The sequence below is a fragment of the Haloactinospora alba genome, assembly GCF_006717075.1.
In the GTDB taxonomy this organism is placed as follows: Bacteria; Actinomycetota; Actinomycetes; order Streptosporangiales; family Streptosporangiaceae; genus Haloactinospora; species Haloactinospora alba.
This window is the reverse complement of sequence record NZ_VFQC01000002.1, coordinates 274,317-293,160: the sequence shown is the minus strand read 5'-3', so window position 1 is coordinate 293,160 and position 18,844 is coordinate 274,317. Positions and strand designations below refer to the sequence as shown.

Annotated in this window: 23 protein-coding genes and 1 CRISPR repeat array; of the genes, 14 read left to right on the top strand and 9 right to left on the bottom strand. The window is 68.2% G+C overall.

Annotated elements, in window-relative coordinates:
• Positions 1-44: 44 nt before the first annotated feature.
• Positions 45-1,265, bottom strand: a complete 1,221-nt coding sequence (locus FHX37_RS18980; protein ID WP_141925574.1) for an MFS transporter — start codon at positions 1,263-1,265, stop codon at positions 45-47.
• A 213-nt stretch (positions 1,266-1,478) separates the two neighbouring features.
• Positions 1,479-2,600, bottom strand: a complete 1,122-nt coding sequence (locus tag FHX37_RS18975) for an alkene reductase (RefSeq protein ID WP_141925573.1) — start codon at positions 2,598-2,600, stop codon at positions 1,479-1,481.
• A gap of 69 nt (positions 2,601-2,669) precedes the next feature.
• On the opposite strand from FHX37_RS18975, the gene FHX37_RS18970 reads away from it, so the two are divergent.
• Positions 2,670-3,032, top strand: a complete 363-nt coding sequence (locus FHX37_RS18970; protein WP_141925572.1) for a MerR family transcriptional regulator — start codon at positions 2,670-2,672, stop codon at positions 3,030-3,032.
• 132 nt (positions 3,033-3,164) lie between these two features.
• Entirely contained in the window at positions 3,165-3,524 is a 360-nt protein-coding gene (locus FHX37_RS18965; protein WP_141925846.1) for a YbaB/EbfC family nucleoid-associated protein, read from the top strand.
• A gap of 59 nt (positions 3,525-3,583) precedes the next feature.
• Here FHX37_RS18965 and FHX37_RS18960 read toward each other — a convergent pair whose 3' ends face one another.
• Positions 3,584-4,297: a DUF6882 domain-containing protein gene (locus FHX37_RS18960; protein WP_141925571.1), complete on the bottom strand. Its 714-nt coding sequence runs from the start codon at positions 4,295-4,297 to the stop codon at positions 3,584-3,586.
• Positions 4,298-4,457: 160 nt separating this feature from the next.
• On the opposite strand from FHX37_RS18960, the gene recR reads away from it, so the two are divergent.
• The 3 genes from recR to FHX37_RS18945 all read left to right on the top strand — a co-directional run bounded on the left by recR (position 4,458) and on the right by FHX37_RS18945 (position 7,556).
• Positions 4,458-5,057 (top strand): recombination mediator RecR, encoded by a 600-nt coding sequence (recR, locus tag FHX37_RS18955; RefSeq protein WP_141925570.1) that lies wholly within the window; start codon positions 4,458-4,460, stop codon positions 5,055-5,057.
• A 172-nt stretch (positions 5,058-5,229) separates the two neighbouring features.
• Positions 5,230-6,501: an aspartate kinase gene (locus FHX37_RS18950; RefSeq protein ID WP_141925569.1), complete on the top strand. Its 1,272-nt coding sequence runs from the start codon at positions 5,230-5,232 to the stop codon at positions 6,499-6,501.
• Entirely contained in the window at positions 6,498-7,556 is a 1,059-nt protein-coding gene (locus FHX37_RS18945) for an aspartate-semialdehyde dehydrogenase (protein WP_141925568.1), read from the top strand. Before FHX37_RS18950 ends, FHX37_RS18945 begins: the two co-directional genes overlap by 4 nt.
• Before the next feature lie 124 nt (positions 7,557-7,680).
• Here FHX37_RS18945 and FHX37_RS18940 read toward each other — a convergent pair whose 3' ends face one another.
• The gene (locus tag FHX37_RS18940; RefSeq protein WP_141925845.1) at positions 7,681-8,889 is read right to left on the bottom strand and encodes an MFS transporter; all 1,209 of its coding nucleotides are present in this window, start codon (positions 8,887-8,889) and stop codon (positions 7,681-7,683) included.
• Positions 8,890-9,063: 174 nt separating this feature from the next.
• Between FHX37_RS18940 and FHX37_RS18935 the strand changes: the two genes are divergently transcribed.
• From FHX37_RS18935 to FHX37_RS18920, 4 genes are all read left to right on the top strand, one after another.
• Positions 9,064-9,993: a LysR family transcriptional regulator gene (locus FHX37_RS18935; RefSeq protein WP_141925567.1), complete on the top strand. Its 930-nt coding sequence runs from the start codon at positions 9,064-9,066 to the stop codon at positions 9,991-9,993.
• A gap of 177 nt (positions 9,994-10,170) precedes the next feature.
• Positions 10,171-10,458 carry a transposase gene (locus FHX37_RS18930; protein ID WP_141921957.1) on the top strand — a complete coding sequence of 96 codons (288 nt, stop codon included), beginning with the start codon at positions 10,171-10,173 and terminating at the stop codon, positions 10,456-10,458.
• A 5-nt stretch (positions 10,459-10,463) separates the two neighbouring features.
• Positions 10,464-11,354 carry an IS3 family transposase gene (locus FHX37_RS18925; protein ID WP_141925566.1) on the top strand — a complete coding sequence of 297 codons (891 nt, stop codon included), beginning with the start codon at positions 10,464-10,466 and terminating at the stop codon, positions 11,352-11,354.
• A gap of 195 nt (positions 11,355-11,549) precedes the next feature.
• On the top strand, positions 11,550-12,653 hold the full coding sequence (locus FHX37_RS18920; RefSeq protein ID WP_170181643.1) for a protein-L-isoaspartate O-methyltransferase family protein: 1,104 nt from the start codon (positions 11,550-11,552) through the stop codon (positions 12,651-12,653).
• A gap of 275 nt (positions 12,654-12,928) precedes the next feature.
• On the opposite strand, the gene FHX37_RS18915 is transcribed toward FHX37_RS18920, so the two are convergent.
• Both FHX37_RS18915 and FHX37_RS18910 read right to left on the bottom strand, forming a co-directional pair.
• Positions 12,929-13,120, bottom strand: a complete 192-nt coding sequence (locus tag FHX37_RS18915; protein WP_141925564.1) for a DUF397 domain-containing protein — start codon at positions 13,118-13,120, stop codon at positions 12,929-12,931.
• 10 nt (positions 13,121-13,130) lie between these two features.
• The gene (locus FHX37_RS18910; RefSeq protein ID WP_141925563.1) at positions 13,131-13,973 is read right to left on the bottom strand and encodes a helix-turn-helix domain-containing protein; all 843 of its coding nucleotides are present in this window, start codon (positions 13,971-13,973) and stop codon (positions 13,131-13,133) included.
• Positions 13,974-14,153: 180 nt separating this feature from the next.
• Between FHX37_RS18910 and FHX37_RS18905 the strand changes: the two genes are divergently transcribed.
• Genes FHX37_RS18905 through FHX37_RS18890 form a run of 4 tightly spaced genes read left to right on the top strand, consistent with a single transcriptional unit; the run spans position 14,154 to position 15,422 of the window.
• Positions 14,154-14,609 (top strand): hypothetical protein, encoded by a 456-nt coding sequence (locus FHX37_RS18905; protein ID WP_141925562.1) that lies wholly within the window; start codon positions 14,154-14,156, stop codon positions 14,607-14,609.
• Positions 14,606-14,824, top strand: coding sequence for a helix-turn-helix domain-containing protein (locus FHX37_RS18900; protein WP_211351959.1), 219 nt, complete (start codon positions 14,606-14,608; stop codon positions 14,822-14,824). Before FHX37_RS18905 ends, FHX37_RS18900 begins: the two co-directional genes overlap by 4 nt.
• Positions 14,821-15,033 (top strand): hypothetical protein, encoded by a 213-nt coding sequence (locus FHX37_RS18895; RefSeq protein WP_141925561.1) that lies wholly within the window; start codon positions 14,821-14,823, stop codon positions 15,031-15,033. The genes FHX37_RS18900 and FHX37_RS18895 overlap by 4 nt, the downstream gene beginning before the upstream one ends.
• Positions 15,021-15,422: a hypothetical protein gene (locus tag FHX37_RS18890; protein ID WP_141925560.1), complete on the top strand. Its 402-nt coding sequence runs from the start codon at positions 15,021-15,023 to the stop codon at positions 15,420-15,422. The genes FHX37_RS18895 and FHX37_RS18890 overlap by 13 nt, the downstream gene beginning before the upstream one ends.
• A 293-nt stretch (positions 15,423-15,715) precedes the next feature.
• A CRISPR array of direct repeats spans positions 15,716-16,110; the repeat unit is 29 nt; unit sequence GTGATCCCCACGCACGTGGGGATGGACCG.
• 147 nt (positions 16,111-16,257) lie between these two features.
• Here FHX37_RS18890 and FHX37_RS23745 read toward each other — a convergent pair.
• The gene (locus tag FHX37_RS23745) at positions 16,258-16,407 is read right to left on the bottom strand and encodes a hypothetical protein (RefSeq protein ID WP_246062441.1); all 150 of its coding nucleotides are present in this window, start codon (positions 16,405-16,407) and stop codon (positions 16,258-16,260) included.
• A 181-nt stretch (positions 16,408-16,588) separates the two neighbouring features.
• Here FHX37_RS23745 and FHX37_RS24160 point away from each other — a divergent pair, with 181 nt between their 5' ends.
• Complete coding sequence (locus FHX37_RS24160; RefSeq protein WP_141925559.1) at positions 16,589-16,840, top strand: transposase domain-containing protein; 252 nt, start codon at positions 16,589-16,591, stop codon at positions 16,838-16,840.
• Here FHX37_RS24160 and FHX37_RS18875 read toward each other — a convergent pair.
• Positions 16,765-17,280 carry an NUDIX hydrolase gene (locus tag FHX37_RS18875; protein WP_141925558.1) on the bottom strand — a complete coding sequence of 172 codons (516 nt, stop codon included), beginning with the start codon at positions 17,278-17,280 and terminating at the stop codon, positions 16,765-16,767. The two genes, FHX37_RS24160 and FHX37_RS18875, sit on opposite strands and share 76 nt — an antisense overlap.
• A 98-nt stretch (positions 17,281-17,378) precedes the next feature.
• On the bottom strand, positions 17,379-18,776 hold the full coding sequence (locus tag FHX37_RS18870) for an MFS transporter (RefSeq protein ID WP_211351958.1): 1,398 nt from the start codon (positions 18,774-18,776) through the stop codon (positions 17,379-17,381).
• Positions 18,777-18,844 lie beyond the last annotated feature (68 nt).

Below are 18,844 nucleotides of genomic sequence, written 5' to 3'. Positions count from 1 at the left end.
GGGGCGCCGCCACCGGACTCCCGCGGAGCCCGCGGCTGCTGGGTTCAGGGCAGCGGGGCCGCCTCCCCCTCTCCCAGAGTGCTGTCCTCACTGGGCTGGCTGGTTGGAGCGTTCGACGCGCCCCTGCGTTCGAGCGCGGCGAGCACGCCCACGAGGGCGAGCCCGAGCAGGGCCAGCAGCGCCCCGACGGCGTTGGGGGCGAGCAGTCCGAACCCGGCGCTGAGGACGGCACCGCCGAGGGCGGACCCCAGCGCGTTGGCGACGTTGAACGCCGAGTGCATGCCGGAGGAGGCCAGGCTCGGCGCCTCCCGGGCCTTGTCCAGGATCATCGTCTGGATACAGGCGATCGCGACGAAACCGGTGACGCCGATCAGGAACACGTTCACCACGGCCAGCGGTTTGCTGTGCGCGGTGACCAGGAACAGCGCCATCATCGCGGACAGTGCCGGCAGGGACAGGGCGAGGGAGCGCATGGGGGAGCGGTCGGCGAGCCTGCCGCCGAGCAGGGTGCCGGCGGTCATCCCGAGGCCGAACACCGCGAGCATGACCGTCACCAGCAGCGGACGGAACCCGGTGACGTCGCTGAGCATGGGGTTGATGTAGGTGTAGAACGCGAACGTCCCCCCGAAACCGAAGACGACGATCGCGAACGCCGCCCACACCTGGGGGCGGCGGAACACGCGCAGCTCGCCGCGCAGCGACGCCTGCCCGGCGTCGTGTTCCTGTCGGGGAACGAGCGCCCAGATGCTGGCCACGGTGGCGGCGCCGATGAGGGCGACCACGGCGAACGTCCAGCGCCACCCGAGCTGCTGCGCCAGCAGGGTCCCGACGGGAACCCCGCCGATGTTGGCCAGGGTGAGCCCCAGCAGGACCCGGGCGACGGCGCGGCCGCGCTTGTGCCGGGGGACGAGGTCGGCGGCGACGACCGCCCCGATCCCCAGGAAGGCGCCGTGCGGGAGGCCGGTGAGGACGCGTGCCGCGACCAGGGTGCCGAAGTCGGGGGCGGCGACGGTGAGCAGGCTGCCGAGGGTGAACATCCCCATCATGGCGAGCAGCATGGTCTTGCGGGACAGGCGGGCGCCGGCGGCCGCCAGCAGCGGAGCGCCGACGACGACCCCCAGCGCGTAGCTGGAGACGAGGGTGCCCGCCGTGGCGGTGGAGACGCCCATGTCCGCGGCGACGTTCGGCAGTACCCCCATCGCGACGAACTCGGTGGTGCCGATGCCGAAGGAACCGAGGGTCAGCGCCAGGATGGCGATGGGCAAAACGGGGTCCTTTCCTACGGTTCGTTCCGGAGGCCGGGAGGACGGGCAAGACCCGTCGGGACGCGGAACACGACAACGGGAAACGCCGCGGGGATGCTTCCCGGGTGCGTCCATGAGACGGGTCACGGCGCCGCGCGGGTTGCCGGGGGAACCCTCGGAAAGGTCGTGGCGGGTTTCCCGCGCTCCGGGGAACCCGCCACGGCGGCGGTGGTCTCAGGCGGGCACGGGGACGTCCGTGGCCGCGGGGTAGTCGATGTAGCCGCGGGTGCCGCTCGTGTAGTGGTAGTTCTTCTCCCGGATCGCCGTCCACGGCGTGCCGGTGCGGATGCGTTCCACCAGGTCGGGGTTGGAGATGTAGGGGCGGCCGAAGGACACCAGGTCGGCGCCCTTCTCCCGGAGGAGGCGCTCCGCGGACTCCTGGCTGGTCTCCCGGGGGTGTTCCCCGGTGTTGCCGACGAGGGTGGTGCTCCAGCGCGGGCGCAGGTCATCCAGGGCCGGGTAGTGGGGGTCGTCGGTCAGGTGCAGGTAGGCCAGGCCCAGCGGGTCCAGCGCGTCGAGCACCGCGCGGTACACCGGTGCCGGGTCGGACTCCGACATCTCGAACTGGGTGTTTCCGGGGGAGAGCCGCAGCCCGGTCCGGTGGGCCCCGACCGCCTCGGCGACCGCTTCGGTCACCTCGATGACGAACCGGGCCCGGTCGCGCGGGGTCCGACCGTAGCGGTCGGTGCGCTGGTTGGTGTTGTCGGCGAGGAACTGGTGCGGGAGGTAGCTGTTGGCGCCGTGGATCTCGACCCCGTCGAACCCGGCGCGGACGGCGTTGCGCGCGGCCTCCTGGTACTCGGCGAGGGTGGACTCGATGTCGCCGGTGGTCATCGCGCGCGGTGTTACCGGGGTGACCTTGCCGTCCAGGGTGTGCAGCGGGACGGTCTGCGGAACGGGGGAGGGGGCCTCGGGAACGCCGCCGTCCAGCCGGTTGGCCGGGTGCCCGTTGCGTCCGGCGTGCATGATCTGGGCGAAGACCGGGCCGCCGCTGCTGTTGGGGGCATCGCGTACCGCCGCGAGTACCCGGGACCATCCGGCGACCTGTTCCTCGGTGAACAGTCCGGGTTCGGTGAGGTACTGCTGGCCGCGCACGCTGGGCGCGATGCCCTCAGTCACGATCAGTCCCGCACTGGCGCGCTGGGAGTAGTAGGTGGCCATGATGTCCTGCGGGATGCCGTTGGTGTCGGCCCGCAGCCGTGTCATCGGCGCCATGGCGACGCGGTTCGGGGTCCGCAGCTCTGCCGCGGAGTGGGGGGACAGCAGGGGGCTGGTGAGTGCGCTGTTGTTCGTCATGGTCAGAACCGTAGAATCTGACATCGGTGTCAGAATCAACCCGTGAGGCGGGAGTGTGGGAGAGGCCACATGCGTATCGGTGAGTTGGCGCGGCGTACCGGGGTCAGCGAGCGCTCGCTGCGTTACTACGAGCAGCAGGGGCTGGTCAGCTCCGAGCGGACGGCGGGAGGCCACCGGGAGTTCGGCGAGGAGACGGTGGAGACCGTGGAGCGCATCCAGTGCCTGTTCGCGGCCGGACTGTGCAGCTCCACCATCGTCCACCTGCTGCCGTGTATGCGGGACCGGGAACAGGGTCTTCCGGCTCCGGACCTGGTGGGCAACCTGGAGGCCGAACGGGACCGCATCGACGGGATGATGGACCGGCTGGTGACCTCGCGCCGTCTCCTGGACGAGTTGATCACCGAGAGCTCCGCTCATCCGGACAGCGCGTGAGCCGGTAAACCGGGGTGCCGCGCCGGCCCGGGTTCTGCGGGCGCGGATGGCCGCCGATCCTTGGGGAGAGCGGCTAGGCTCGCGGGTACCGATACGCAGCAAGGAGATGCGCAAGTGAATCCAGACAACGGCATGGACATGCAGGCGCTGCTGCAACAGGCACAGCAGATGCAGCAGCAGCTCATGGAAGCCCAGCAGCAGCTCGACGACACCACGGTGGAGGGCACCGCCGGCGGTGGGCTGGTGAAGGTCACGGTCAACGGCCGCGGGACGGTGAACGACATCACGATCGATCCCGCCGCTGTGGACACGAGCGAGGCGAGCGAGACCGCCCAGAACATCTCGGACCTGGTGCTCGCGGCGATCCGCGACGCCGAGTCCTCGGTGGAGGAACTGCAGCAGGAGAAGATGGGCCCCCTGGCAGAGGGGCTCGGCGGGGGAGGAATGCCGGGTATGCCCGGCGGCGGTATGCCCGGCCTCTCCGGGACCTGACCGCTTCCCCGTCCGCGCGACCGAGGGCGGGTCGGCCGCCCCCGCCCGTCGGTGCGGGCTCATCCCGGTGTGTTCTGCGCGGAGATGTCGGAGATCCGTCCGTTCGGGTCGAAGGTGGTGCGTACCGTGCAGTCGGGACGGCTGGCGTAGCGGGTGCCGTCGTTGGCCGCCGCCACGTCGAAACCGTGCCGGCGGAGGTAGCCGTCCACGGTGGCGCTGTGGTTGTGCGGGAAGACCTCGGTCCCCTGCATGAGCCGACGCGGGAGGGTCGCCAGGTCGAAGGCGGGGCGCGGCAGGGCATCGTCGATGACCAGCATGGCGTAGTGGGCCCCGGTGTCGGTGGGAACGGTGGCGTAGCCGTAGCCGTACAGCATCCCGGTGACGGCGAGGAGCAGCCGTTCGGCGGCCGTTCCGGCGTCGGCGAACTCGGTCAGCTCCAGTCGCGGGGTGGCGAGTTCGGGTATCCCCTTCTCACCGAAGTCGTACAGTATGCGTGCGGCCGAGAGGCGGGACGAACCGGGCGGGTGCATGTGCTCGTTGGCCCAGGCCCACACCCAGCTTCCATCGGTGCCCAGCGTTCCCAGGGGCGCGACCCGCACGGTGGTTCCGCCCTGGCGGAACAGCCCCTCCTCGACGTCGACGCTCCAGTCGGCGGGCGGATGGTGGGCGTTGTACAGCTCGAGCTGCTCCAGCGTCCACGCCGCGTACATCGCGCCGAAGTACTCCAGGTGCGCGCTGAACCACTGGCGCGGTTCGGGAGAGGGGACGTTCACGTCGGTGTCCTTTCGCCTGATGTCGGTGGTGCCGGGTTTGCTCGGACGCCGCCCGGTCCCGGGCCGTTCCCGGACACGTGCCCGCGCGGGCGCGGTGGCGGCACCGCGCGACGGGTTGGGCTACGGTGGTAGGCAAGCTGGTGACGCGTGTAGGTGGGCGATGTACGAGGGTGCGGTTCAGAATCTGGTGGACGAGCTCGGGCGGCTTCCCGGGGTCGGGCCGAAAAGCGCGCAGCGTATCGCGTTCCACCTGTTGTCGGCCGAGGAGGCCGACGTGAAACGGCTCGCCAACGCCCTTGTGGAGATCAAGGAGCGGGTGCGGTTCTGCTCCGTGTGCGGCAACGTCTCCGAGGAGTCCGAGTGCGCGATCTGCCGGGACGAGCGCCGGGACGGTTCGGTCATCTGCGTGGTGGAGGAGTCCAAGGACGTCGTCGCGATCGAACGGACGCGTGAATTCCGCGGCAGGTACCATGTACTCGGCGGTTCGATCAGTCCGATCGAGGGCGTTGGCCCGGATGACCTGCGGGTCAAGGAGCTGATGTCGCGGCTGTCCGACGGGGAGGTCACCGAGCTGATCCTCGCCACCGACCCCAACCTGGAGGGCGAGGCCACCGCCACCTACATCGCCCGAACCGTCAAACCCATGGGGGTGAAAGTCACTCGGCCGGCCAGTGGCCTGCCCGTGGGCGGGGACCTCGAGTACGCGGACGAGGTGACGCTGGGCCGGGCGTTCGAGGGACGCCGCAGCGTGGAGTTCTAGGCGGCACCGCAGCAAGCGGGCACGGCCGCCGTCCGGGCGTCTTCGCCGTAGCGCCACCGTCACCCCGCCGCCCGATTCGCGGTGGTTTCGGCAGGTGGGAAGGCGTCCGGGTGTACCCGACGGCTACACTTCAGTTGATTATCGTGATCCCAAATATCCAGGAGCGTCGACCGTGGCTTTGATCGTGCAGAAGTACGGTGGGTCTTCCGTCGCTGACGCGGAGGCCATCAAGCGGGTAGCCCAGCGGATCGTCGCCCAGAAAAAAGCGGGATATGACGTGGTCGTCGTGGTCTCGGCCATGGGCGACACCACCGACGAGCTTTTCGACCTCGCCGAGCAGGTCTCGCCCCTGCCCCCCGGGCGCGAGATGGACATGCTGGTCACGGCGGGTGAGCGCATGTCCATGGCCCTGGTAGCGATGGCGATCGGGAACCTCGGCTACGAGGCACTGTCCTTCACCGGTTCACAGGCCGGTGTCATCACGACATCGGCGCACGGCAACGCCAAGATCATCGATGTCACCCCGGGACGGATCCAGGACGCTCTCAGCGAGGGCTCGATCTGCATCGTCGCCGGATTCCAGGGCGTCTCCCAGGACAACAAGGACATCACCACGTTGGGCCGCGGCGGTTCCGACACCACCGCCGTCGCGCTCGCGGCGGCGCTGGACGCCGACGCGTGCGAGATCTACAGCGACGTCGACGGGGTGTTCACCTCGGACCCGCGGATCGTGCCGTCCGCCCGCCGTATCCCGCGCATCTCCTACGAGGAGATGCTGGAACTGGCGGCCAGCGGCTCCAAGATCCTGCACCTGCGCTGTGTCGAGTACGCGCGGCGGTACAACGTCCCGATCCACGTCCGTTCGTCGTTCAGTCAGAAACCCGGTACCTGGGTCGTTTCGGAAGTTGAGGAAACCGAAGGCATGGAACAACCGATCATCTCCGGTGTCGCGCACGACCGGAGCGAGGCCAAGGTCACCGTCGTGGGTGTGCCGGACAAGGTCGGTGAGGCCGCGGCCCTGTTCAACGCGCTCGCCGAGGCCGGTATCAACATCGACATGATCGTGCAGAACGTGTCGGCGGCCTCCACCGCACGCACCGACATCTCGTTCACGGTGCCCTCGGACTACGGCCAGACCGCGCTGGCGGCGCTGAAGAAGGTGCAGCCGGAGGTCGGGTTCGACTCGCTGCGCTACGACGACCAGATCGGCAAGGTCTCCCTGGTCGGTGCCGGAATGCGGTCGTATCCCGGCGTCACCTCCCGGTTCTTCGACGCCGTCGCCAGTTCCGGGACCAACATCGAGATGATCTCCACCTCGGAGATCCGCATCTCCGTCGTCGTGGAACAGGACCAGGTCGACGCGGCCGTCGCCGCCGCGCATTCGGAGTTCCGGCTCGACGCTGACCAGGTCGAGGCTGTTGTTTATGGAGGTACCGGCCGATGAGCACCCGACTCCCCACCCTCGCCGTCGTCGGCGCGACCGGCGCTGTCGGCTCCGTCATGCTCGACATCCTCTCCACCCGGGAGAACGTGTGGGGCGAGATCCGGCTCGTGGCCTCGCCGCGTTCCGCCGGTAAGCGCCTCACCGTCCGCGGGGAGGAGGTCGAGGTCCAGCCGCTGTCCCCGGAGGTGTTCGACGGGGTCGACGTGGCGATGTTCGACGTTCCCGACGAGGTGTCCAAGGAGTGGGCGCCGGTCGCGGTCGAGCGCGGCGCGGTGGCGGTGGACAACTCCGGCGCCTACCGGATGGATGCCGGAGTCCCGCTGGTGGTCCCGGAGGTCAACGCCGCCCAGACGCGCGACCGCCCCAAGGGCATCGTCAGCAACCCGAACTGCACCACCCTGTCCATGATCGTCGCGCTGGGCGCGCTGCACGGTGCCTACGGGCTGACCGATCTCGTGGTGGCTTCCTACCAGGCGGCCTCGGGCTCCGGCCAGGAGGGCATCGACACGCTGCACGACCAGACCGAGAAGGTCGCCACCGACCGCACGCTGGGCAGCCGCGCCGGTGATGTGCGCGCCGCGGTGGGTGATCTGGGTCCGTACCCCGCGCCGCTGGCGCTGAACGTCGTGCCGTGGGCGGGCTCGCTCAAGGAGGACGGCCACTCCTCCGAGGAGATGAAGGTCCGCAACGAGTCCCGCAAGATCCTGGGGCACAGCGAGCTGCGCGTGTCGGCGACCTGCGTGCGGGTTCCGGTGGTGACGACGCACTCGCTGGCGGTGCACGCCACCTTCGACCGGGAGGTGCGGGCCGGGGAGGCCCGTGAGCTGCTCGCCTCCGCCCCCGGCGTGGTGGTGCAGGACGACCCGGCCGGCAGCGAGTTCCCCACGCCGATCGACGTCGTGGGAACCGACCCCACGTGGGTGGGGCGCATCCGCCGTTCGGTGGACGACCCCCGCTCGCTCGACCTGTTCCTGTGCGGCGACAACCTGCGCAAGGGCGCCGCGCTGAACACCGCCCAGATCGCCGAGGTGATCGCCGGCGAGTTCACCGGGTGACGGTTCTCCGGAAGCGGTGAGAAGCCGCCGGTGGTCCGGTGCGGACGGTGGTGTCCGCACCGGACCACGTTCGTCGGCAGGGGCGGAGATCCCGTGGTGACCGTTCCGCCGGCCCCACGTACCTCTACACCCCGCCGGGCCGGGGTTCCGAGGAGCGTTGCCCCTGGTGTTGCGGCTCCGGGCGGGAACCGGCACGTGACGGCCGCGGCCCGCGGTTCGTGTGGACGATCGCGGCGCCGGTGAGCGGCACGAGTGCCGCCGCGGCGATGCTGATCCAGGAGACCGCCGCGGCCAGGGGGATCCAGATGGTCAGGAGGCCGACCGCGACCGCCGGTCCGCCGGCGCCGGCGTAGAAGGCGAGGTACAGCGCGGAGTTGATCGCCGCGCGTTTGCCCGCCGGCGCGGCCGCGTCGATGACGGCCGCGGCGCCGCCGTACGCCAGCCCGTGCCCCGTCCCGGCCGCCACGGCCGCGATCACGGTGACGGGAACCGAGCCGACACCGGTGAACGCCAGGATGGCGAGGCTGACCGTGAGAGCGCCGAGCCCGGCGAGCTGCGTGTTGCGCGTGCCGTAGCGGGCCACGAGGAGTTGGGACAGCACGGAACAGGCCAGTACGGCGCCGAGGATCCCGCCGATGGCCGCCAGGTTGCTGATCTGGGCGCCCCGGCTGAGCACCGACGGGATGACCGCCAGGAACAGGCCGGCGACGGTCCAGGCGAGGAAGCCGGTGGCCGCGGCGGCGGTGAACAGCAGCCGCATGCCGGCCGGTATGTGCGGTCGCGTGGGCCTCCAGCGACGCGAGCGCGCGGTGGGCGCCGGCAGGGCGGACACGAGACGCCACCCGGCCGCGAGCAGAGCCAGGTGCACCAGGTACGGCAGCACCTGCGGCGCAGGCGCGTACTGTGCCAGGAGGCCGGCGGCGACCGGTCCCGCGGCGGTTCCGGCCACGAACGCCATGCTGGCCAGTACCGACCCCCGCCCCCGGTTCCCTCCGGCAGCGTGCTCCGTGATCAACGCGGTCGCCGCCCCCGTGGCCGCACCCAGCGCCAGCCCCTGCGCGGCGCGGCCGGCCAGCAGCCATGCCGGCCCCTGGGCGAGTGCGAAGCAACCCGAGGCGAGAGCGGCCACCACCACACTGACCCGCAGTACCGCCCGGGGCCCGAACGAGTCCGAGGCCGGGCCGAACAGCAGCAGTATGGGCGCGCTGACCAGCACGAACATCGCGTAGACCAGGGTCATCGTCAGGTCACTGAACCCGAAAGCGTGCTGGTACTCCGGATACAGCGGACTGGGCAGGTACGCCCCGGCCGTGAGCACCACCAACAGGTACACAGCCGTGTACACCTCGCGCGTGTGACCACGGGGCCGGCGCGTGGACCGGCGGCTGTGGGGAGCAGCGGCGTAGCCTTCGTCAGAGAACCTTTTGAGTAGCACACCCCCAGCGTGGAGCTCATCAAACCTGAAGAGAAGCAAACGTTCATGCACGAAACCGTGCAAAATGGTTGCATGATCGATCCGAAGCTCCGCGTGCTGCAGATGGTGCACCACCACGGCACGGTCACCGCCGCGGCGGAGGCGCTGCACTACACGCCCTCCGCGGTCTCCCACCAGTTGCGCCAGTTGGCGGCCGAACTCGGCGTCGAGCTGATGACCCAGTCCGGCCGGGGCATCCGGCTGACCGCCGCGGCGGCCACCGTGCTCCGCCACGCCGACGCGCTGTACGCCCAGGCCGAACGCGCTCACGCCGAGCTGGCGGCCGCCACGGACGAACCCGGCGGCTCCTTCACGCTGTGCGGCTTCTCCACGGCCGCCACGCACCTACTGCCCCCGGCCGCGGCGACCCTGCGGGACCACTACCCGCACCTGTCCGTGCGGGTCATCGAAGCCGAGCCCGCCCGCTGCTTCGACCTGCTGCTGGCCGGCGACGCCGACCTCGCGCTGCTGATCGCCACCGCCGACACCCCGCCCACCTCGGACACCCGCTTCGAGCAGCACCCTCTCCTGGACGACCCCCTCGACCTGGTCGTGCCCAGCCAGCACCCCCTGACCGCCCGTTCCACGGTCACCCTCGCCGACGCCGCCAACGAGCCGTGGATCCTGGGAAGCCCCGGAAGCACCTACCACCACCTGGTGCGCACGGCCTGCGCGGCCGCCGGGTTCACCCCCGACATCGCCCACTACGCCGACGAGTGGGACACCGGTACCGCCCTGGTCGCCCACGACTTCGGCATCATCCTCGTGCCCCGGCTCGCCCGGCTCCACGAGAGCTGGCCCGTCGCGCGCATCCCCCTGCACGGCGACCCCGCGCCCGTCCGCCGCATCATCGCCGCCACCCGCCTCGGCAGCCGCGAGCACCCGGTTGTCACGGCCGCCCTGAACACCATCACCACCACCGCCACCGCACTGGACCCCTCACCCCGGCACCCCGGGGATTAGGTGTACTGACCACAGAGGTTGAGTACAGCCCGGACTGGGCTTGACAACAAGAGAGGGCCTCCGACATAGGTGTGAATCGACCAAGACCAACACCTGACGTAGGTCAGGGAGTGGGGTGCCTCGTGTTTTCCGGACAGAGTGCCAATACGATGGTTCTGAAAGGAAACGAGGGAAGCATTGGGCAAGGCAAACGCATATTCGCCGGAGTTCCGTGATGAAGCGGTGAAACATGTCATCGAGAGCCAACGCTCTATCAACCGGGTTGCCAACGAGCTCGGGATCAGCTCGGAAACACTACGGAACTGGGTGCGCAAATACAGGAAAGAAACTCCCGACGATGCACCGTCACTGGATACGACCGAGCGGGCCCGGCTGCGTGAACTGGAACGACTCAACCGCGAGAAGGACATGGAGATCGCTTTTTTGAAAAAAGCGGCCGCGTACTTCGCGAAGGATCGTCCGTAAGCGACATATACGAGTTCATCGAGACGATGCGGTTCGATGAACACGCGGAGTACGCTTTCCCCGTTGATTTCATGTGTGCATGCGTGAACGTCTCCCGGTCGGGTTACTACGAATGGCGGTCCCGGCCCGAATCCGCCACGTCTCAGCGCCGCCAACAGTTGCGGCTACTGATCCGCACCGCCGTAGACCACGCCGACGGCACCTACGGCCACCGGCGGATCCGCGCCCAGCTGCAACGCTGGGGCGTTGCGGTGGGAGTGGAGCTGGTGCGTCTGTTGATGGGCGAGATGGGGCTGCATCCCTGCCAACCCCGCCCCCGGCGCAGCTCGCTGACCACACCAGCGGATACCGGTGCGATCCCCGACCTCGTGGGCCGCGACTTCACCGCACCCATGCCCAGTGTGAAACTCGTCGGGGATATCACCTATATCCCGACATGGAGCGGGTGGGTGTATCTGGCCACCGTCATTGATTGCTGCACGAAAGAAGTCGTTGGTTATGCGATGGATGACAACTACCGGACTCCGCTGATCATCCGGGCTGTCGCTCATGCGACACGCAAGGGAAAGGTTCGTGCGGGGGCGGTGTTCCATTCGGATCGGGGGAGTAATTACACGTCCCGGGAGTTCGGTGATTACCTTGCTTCGGTCGGGATGACACGGTCGGTGGGGCGAACCGGGATTTGTTTCGACAACGCGATGGCGGAATCATTTTTCGGGGTGTTGAAGAATGAGCGTGTGAACCAGATGGTGTATCCCACGCGAGAACGAGCACGACGGGACATTACACGATACATCGAGCACTGGTATAATCACAGGCGTCTTCATTCCGCACTGGGATACAACACTCCATCAGAGATCTATGCGGAACATGAGAAACAGCGCCTAGCTGCGTAAAATCACCGGCTCACTCCCTGTCCGGAATCAGCAAGGCCCCTCAATCACTACCGGTTGGCCGCTTCCGGCCACGGGGTGTTGCCCGTTCCGCGCGCGGGGTACGGAGCGAGTGAACGGTCCCCGAGGCGTGGAGGATCAGTATGGATACCCGTGGCGGTCCGGATGGGTGAACAGACCCCAGCCGGACCGGAACGGTTGGCCGAACTCACCGACGACGACGCGTGGAAGCAGGCACTACGGGACGTGCCGCGACACATGTTCACCCCCGAGACCGCGCTGGCGTTCCCACCGATGGAATGGCTGGACCGAAGTGTGGATCCGGATGCCTGGTGGGCGGCGGTTTATCGGAACACCTCACTGATTACCCAGATCGATGACGGCGCGACCGAGTTAACGCGAGACTCAGCCACCCGCAAGGTGTGGGCGTGGTCGAGTTCACTGTCCGAACCTGGTGCGGTGCTGGCCTTTCTCGATCTCCTCGACCCTTATCCCGGCGACCGGGTGCTGGAGGTCGGCACCGGAAGCGGATGGACGGCAGGGCTCCTGTCGGCACGGCTCGGCAGTGACAACGTGACCTCTGTCGAGGTTGACGAACAGCTCGCCAAGACTGCCGCTGCCAACCTCGCCGAATCCGGTTTCGAACCCCACCTCAGGATTGGTGACGGGGCGCAGGGATGCGCCGAACAAGCACCGTTTGACCGGGTCCATGTCACCTGTGGTGTGGCGAGCATTCCCTACCCCTGGGTGGAACAGATGCGGCCGGGTGGAGTGCTCGTGGCGCCGTGGATGCATGGCGCGCGCGAAGGGTTCCGAGTGCGCCTGGTCAGCGTGGGCGATGCTGCCGTGGGACGAGTCTGTGGCGGAGCGTCCTACATGATGTTGCGGTCCCAACGTGCCCCCCTGTCACCGATCGAGGGCGATAAACGCAACGCGGCGACGCGTGTCGATCCCCGGCGGATCGATCAGGCGAACTCGGGATTCTCCCTGGCGCTGGCGGGATTGCTGCCCGGCGTCTCGATCAAGGGAGGAGTTATCAACCGCACCGATGACACGTTCCGCATGTCACTACGCGAGCTCCACAGTGACTCGCACGCGATAGTGATTCAACCCGCCTCGGGCGGAGAAGCCGAGGTTTCGCAGACCGGTTCACGCAACCTGTGGGACGAGTTGGAAGCGGCCTATCTGACATGGGTGGGCTGGGGTGGCCCGGACCAGGACCGGTTCGGACTCACCGTTGATGCCACTGGACAACACGTGTGGCTGGATTCTCCCGACAACCGGATAACGGAGGTGCAGTAATGGCCAAACACCGCCAGGAACCCGCGCCGTGCCCCGTGTGCGGCGGGAGCGGAGAAATAAGTTCCGGTCACGATGGTTCCAAGGGGCAAAGTTCGGAAACCACCCGGTGCGACGCTTGTAACGGCAAAGGAACTCAGCCGTAGAACGGCAGCAGCAAAGGATCCGCACAGACGAATCGCTAGCCTTTATCCTCCCAATGAGCTATCCTACTCTTGGGATTATCGAGTTTAAGAAGCCCCCGGCTGGCCACGGCCGGGGGCTTCTTAGGCTATGGATCAAAGGGGTTGATCTTCCTTGATCGCAGAGACCAAGGCCGCCCACTCAGAGGAGTTGAACTGAATAGAACCTAGTTCCCGGTTCTGTGTATCGCGCACAGCCGAAATACCAAGAACATCAGCAACCTCAACACAGTTTTGAGATTTGGCCTGACTGTACGTGGACTTGCGGAACAGCTCATCTGGGATCATCGAGTTTGTCCTAACCAATCATCTTGTGGAGGCGTTCGACAGTGCCTTCTGGGGACAACGCGGATATACGCACATGACCGAATATGTGACGGTAGCGTGCTACCTCCGCGTACTCTTCGAGGTACAGCCCACTAGTATCAGTTTCCAGATAGACCACTGACGGATCGATAGTGTTGGGGAAATTCATGATGACGAACGACCCCGCCATGCCTGGATTAAGGGTAGTGTGCGGCACCATCTGAATCGTAGTGTGGTCCGGCCGCTCGGCCGTTTCGATCAGGTGCTCGACTTGTCGGCGCTGTACATCTGGGTACTCCGAGAGGGCCAACAGGGCACCCTCTCCGAAGACGGCCCATAGCTCAGGTGGGTCTTGACCCAGGATGACCCGCTGTCGTTCGATGCGTGCATCGACGGTGCGTTGAATGTCTTCCGGATCGCGCACGAGTGACGCTTTGGCGATGATCTCGGTGTACTCCGGGACCTGCAACAGGCCAGGGATGACCAACGGTTCCCAGTTGCTGATGACTGACGCTTCGGTCTCGAAGCCGATGAAGCGTCCATGGAGAACGTCGCGATAGCGGGTCCACCAGCCGCGTTCACGAGACTGGCGACATAGAGTCAGGATCGCTTCACGTTCCTGAGTTTCGGTCACGCTGTAGGCGTCCAGCATCGCTTTGATCTCGTTGACCTGCGGACGCTTCTTCTCGCCAGACTCGATGTTGCTGATCGTGGTACGTGAGATCTCTGTCTCCGTAGCGGCGTCGTCCAGCGTCATGCGGGCTTGTAGCCGTCGACGGCGAATCTCATCAGACAGTCTGCGGCGGCGAACTGTCGGGCTGTACCTGTTCGTCATGGGCTCCCCTGCGTCACGTCTCACCTGATCATAGTTCCATCACAGTGGATGGGACATTTCGGAACTTCCACTCCCGTAGTTCAGGGTTGTATTGCAATCCTGAATTTCAGGATGCACTATGAGGTCAACTCGAAATCCTAGGTCCATCAGAGGTGGACCAACCGCACTACGAGGTGAGCTATGCGCAACCTCGCGTCCCTATGGACGCTGCTCCTGATGCTGACCATCGCCCTGGTCGCACCGACCCGTGGGCGCCATGAGCACCCGGTCCCCGTGTGGACACCGCCGCCCCCGCCCCGGCGCCATGCCACGGCGCGCCGGTTCACCGTCCCGCCGCCCCGATCGTCGGAAGTACTCCCGGAACCGGTCACAGACACGTTTCCCGAACCCGAACTGCTCGACCCCGAGGAGCACAGCCCCGTGCGGCCCTACGTGACCGAGCTCGAGCGCCTCCGCCAGGCGCGAGAGGAAGAGGGGCACTGCCCCGCCTGTGGTGCTGCCGTCCCCGCGCCGGACCCTTCCGCCCCGCCGGCATACGGCGACGGGTTGGACGACGTGCGCGCGGAACTGTCCCCGCTGGTGCGCCAGTGGCTGTCCCAGCGCGAGCAGGCGAACGCCGTGGGGGTGGTCCGGTGAGTACCCCCGAAAACTGGCCCTCTCAACTGCTTCGTCCCGGCGACGTGGCCGAGATGTTCGGCGTGACCACCTCCACCGTCAACACCTGGGTTCACCGGGGGCACCTGATTCCGGCGGTTGTGACCCCGGGTGGGAGCCGTCGGTTCGCGCCCGACCACGTCCAGGACCTGTTGGATACCACCCACCACCAGAACGGGGGAGGTGATGACACGTGAACCTCACCCCGCAGGAACGCCAAGAGCTACGTGACCTGGTGGAGCAGCTCGCCCAGGCCATGGACGGCAACGCCCTGTGGCCCAACCAGATCCGCGACATCCTCCGGGAACTGCACGCACGCGTGGTTGCCTGGCTCGGCGACGAGGACACGGAGACGGTTTCCCACCAGCACAGCGCTGGGGGAGGTGGTGGCCCGTGCGAGGAGTAGAGCCCGGGTGGGAGCCCGGCATGTGGGTGCGGTTCCCCCACGAGGAAGATGGCACCACCCCGTGGGATGTCGTCACACAGCAGGCTGACGGGATGCTGCGGATCGCTCCCCGCGACACGGTCGGCGACGCCCACACGGTCACCGTCCACCCCGACACGGTGGAGCGGCTCTCCAGCGGGGATCTGTCGTATCTGCAATGCCGGTGGCCCGTGGGGTTGCGGGTGCGGCTGCACGGGGTGGGTTCCACCGTGCACGTGGTCACCGGCCACACACCCCAGCCCGGCACGGATCAGGGTGACGTCCTCGTACGGCCCGTCAGGGGTGGCCCGGTGCGGCATGCCAACCCCCGCATCCTGACCGACTGGATCCCGGTCGAACTCCAGGAATAGAACCACCACGAAACGCGTGCCTTTTCTCGACCGGGCGCGCGACGGGGGTGTGCGTGGCGGCGCACACCCCCGTCCCCGGGTGCTGCCACCATCTCCCAGCACCCGGGGTCACACTCCACCCCGGGCGTCCTTCCTCTTCATCGTGCGTCCGGGAGCGGCCGGATGTCCGTGTTCCCATAGGGGCGTGTACACAGCGGTGGAACGGTATGGTCAGATCCTGACCGCATTCACCGGAATACCGGCCATGTGGAATCACAAAAGAATAACGCCGCGCATTACCGCAGGTCGTATTCGTGATCCCCACGCACGTGGGGATGGACCGCTTCGCCAGAACCCCGGGAAGTGGGCACGCATGTGATCCCCACGCACGTGGGGATGGACCGTGCATCTTGATCGCGGCCACGAGGTCCGGGATGTGATCCCCACGCACGTGGGGATGGACCGGAGTACGTGGGACGAGAGGAGGGCGCCGCGTGGTGATCCCCACGCACGTGGGGATGGACCGACGGTGTTGCACGGTGGGTGTGGTATCCCCACGTGATCCCCACGCACGTGGGGATGGACCGATCTTCAATGGAACGTCGGCCGCGATCGACTCGTGATCCCCACGCACGTGGGGATGGACCGAATTGCGTCGAATGTCCGCCTTACGGCGGCATGTGAGCCCCACGCACGTGGGGATGGACCGACGAAGCGGACGGCGCGGCCCCGACCGGACCGGTGAGCCCCACACACGTGGGGATAGGTGACGGCGGGAACCGGTCGGGCAGCACGCGAAAAGAGCGCCCCCGCCCAACCGTGAGGTGAGCGAGGGCGCTACGTCGTGCGGAACAGCTCAGGCTGCGACGTCGTAGCGGGGCTTGTGGCGTGAGGCCAGCATGACCCGGCCCACCCGCTGCCACCGCTGCGGCAGGTACTCCTCGGCGAACCGCGCCAAGCCGTAGTAGACGGCGGCGACGCCGGCCGCCACGACCGGGGTGACCACTTCGGTCAGCGCGCTCTCGGGTAAGTCGATACCGGCGTAGGCCCCACCGTCACCAGGGCACCCACCACATAGGGCACCACAGTGCGGATGCAACCCCTGGCGCCTGGTTTGGTGAGAGAGATGCAGCCCTTGTAGTAGTTGTCGGGTCCACCAAGACTCGATCTTTTCTACAAGGGCTGCTATGTCTGATTCTGCCATGACGCATGCCTGCGGTGCGCTGGCCGCGGGACACCTGGGTGAGTTGACCCAAGTCGTTTCGTTCGATCCCGTTGACGAGGCCCTGGCTTGTGGCGGTGGCCTGCAGCGCCGGACACGGCGGCTGCCCTCACGTGTGGCGGCGCCCCGCCGGGCGGGCCCCTACTCGTTCCGGTCCACCCGGGTCAGCACGGCCCCGTCCGCCGCGAGCAGCCGTCCCACCAGGTCGGGGTCGTAGTCGGCCAGTCCCGCGTCGTTGAGGACACGCATGTCGGCCGGGTGGGGAAGGACCTGGTGGGGGTGCGCCTGGCGGAGCTCGGCCACCCCGGCCTCACCCGCGGTGTCGTGCTCCAGCTCCCCGGTGGGGCACTGCCGCAGCGCGCGGTAGACGTGCAGTCGGACCTGGTAGGGCTGCCCGTCGTCGTGGCCGCGTATCTCGTAGATGCCGGTGGGCGCGAGGGCGCCGGTGCGGACGCCGGCCTGCCACGCCGCGTGGCGTCGCGCCGCCTGCTCGGCGCTCTCCTCCGGCGCGAGATCGCCGCGGGGCAGCAGCCAGTGGCCGGAGTGCACTCCGCGGTTGCGCAGGACGAACGTCAGGGTCCAGTCCGGGCCGGGGACGATGGCGGCCGCGGCGGTGGTCGGGCCGGACCCGTCCTCCTGGTTCGGGGGGATCGTCAACGGTGGGTTCCTCGGGCGGTTGTGGTGCGGAACGGTCGGGTTCTTACTGTGGTGCATCCCGGCGCTGAGTGGTAGGGGATGCGGTGGCGGGACGCGTCTCAGCCGCTCGTCGGCGGGGCGGTGCCCGCGCCGGACGGTTGCCGCCCCTCCTCGGAGCGGTGCGGGGCGGGCCGATCCCCGGCCGGGTCGTAGCGGCGCAGGACCAGCATGCCGGCCGCGGTCAGGGATGCGGGGAGCAGACTCATTCCGAGCAGGATAGCCAGCAGGGCGCTGTCGGGCTGCGCCGCGTCGGAGGCGGCGGTGGAGGGGACGAACCCTCCAACGGACAGGACCAGTGCGAACAGTCCGGCCCCGGCGGCCATGGCCAGGGTCTCGCCCGCGGTCCACAGTCCGGTGAACATGCCGGCGCGCCGCTTCCCGGCGTGGGCGGCGTCCAGCGCCATCGTGTCGGACAGCATCGAGAGCGGCAGCATCTGGGCCCCGGCGAAGCCGACCCCGACGACGAGCAGGCACAGGTAGGAGTACGGTGCCGTGTAGGGGTGGCCGAACAGCGGGGTCGCGGCCAGTGCGAGGGTGCCGGCGGCGAAGACGGCGGAGGTGAGCAGCAGCGCGGCGCGTTTGCCCAGGCGGCGGGAGGCACGCAGCCACAGGGGCATGGTCGCGACGAGCGGCGCCATCAGGCAGGCGTACAGCGGGGTGATCGCCCCCGCGTCACCCACGATGTAGGTGGCCAGGTACTGCGACCCGGCGAGCATCGTCCCGGCGTGCGTGGTGAGCAGCGCGTGGGTCACCAGCAGGCGCAGGAACCGGGGGTTCCGGCGGGCCACCGCCACCTGGGCGCGCAGCGAGCCGCTGGGGTCGAGCCGCTCGGGCAGGGGCGCCGAACGGGTGCCGAGGAACGTCGCCAGGGTGCCGACCAGCAGCACGCCGGCGAGGGCGGCCGCCATCACCCGGTAGGCGTCCACGTCCCCGCCGAGGTGACGCGCGAGGGCCGGCGCGCCCCCGCCGGCGAGAAGGATCGCGACCCCGGCGAACAGCATCCGCCACGACATCAGCACCGAGCGTTGGTCGCGGCTGCCGGTGATCTCGGCGGGGAGCGCGATGTGCGGTACCTGGAAGGCGGTGTAGGCGGTGGTGGCGAGCACGAACGCCACCGCGACGTAGCCGGCGGCGGCGTTCCCGGACAGCGGCGGTGCCAGGAACATCGCGGCGAACGTCACCGGAAGGGTGAGCACGCCGGCGAGGAGCCAGGGGCGGCGCGGTCCCAGTGCCGAGGAGGTCCGGTCGCAGAGGACGCCGGCGTAGGGGGTGATCAGCACGTCCCACACCTTGGGCAGGAACACCACCAGCCCGGCCGTGTGCGCGGGAACGCCGAGCACGTCGGTGAGGTAGTACAGCAGGACGAGCCCCGGAACCATGGTGAACGTCGAGGTCGCCAGGGCGCCCATGCCGTAGCTGACGTGCAGGGAGCGGGGGAGGGGTGGCTCTTCCGGCATCCGCGACATTAGACCACGTTCCGGGCGCCCTGTGGGACGCGCCTCCCGTGTGGGGGATGCCCGGTTCC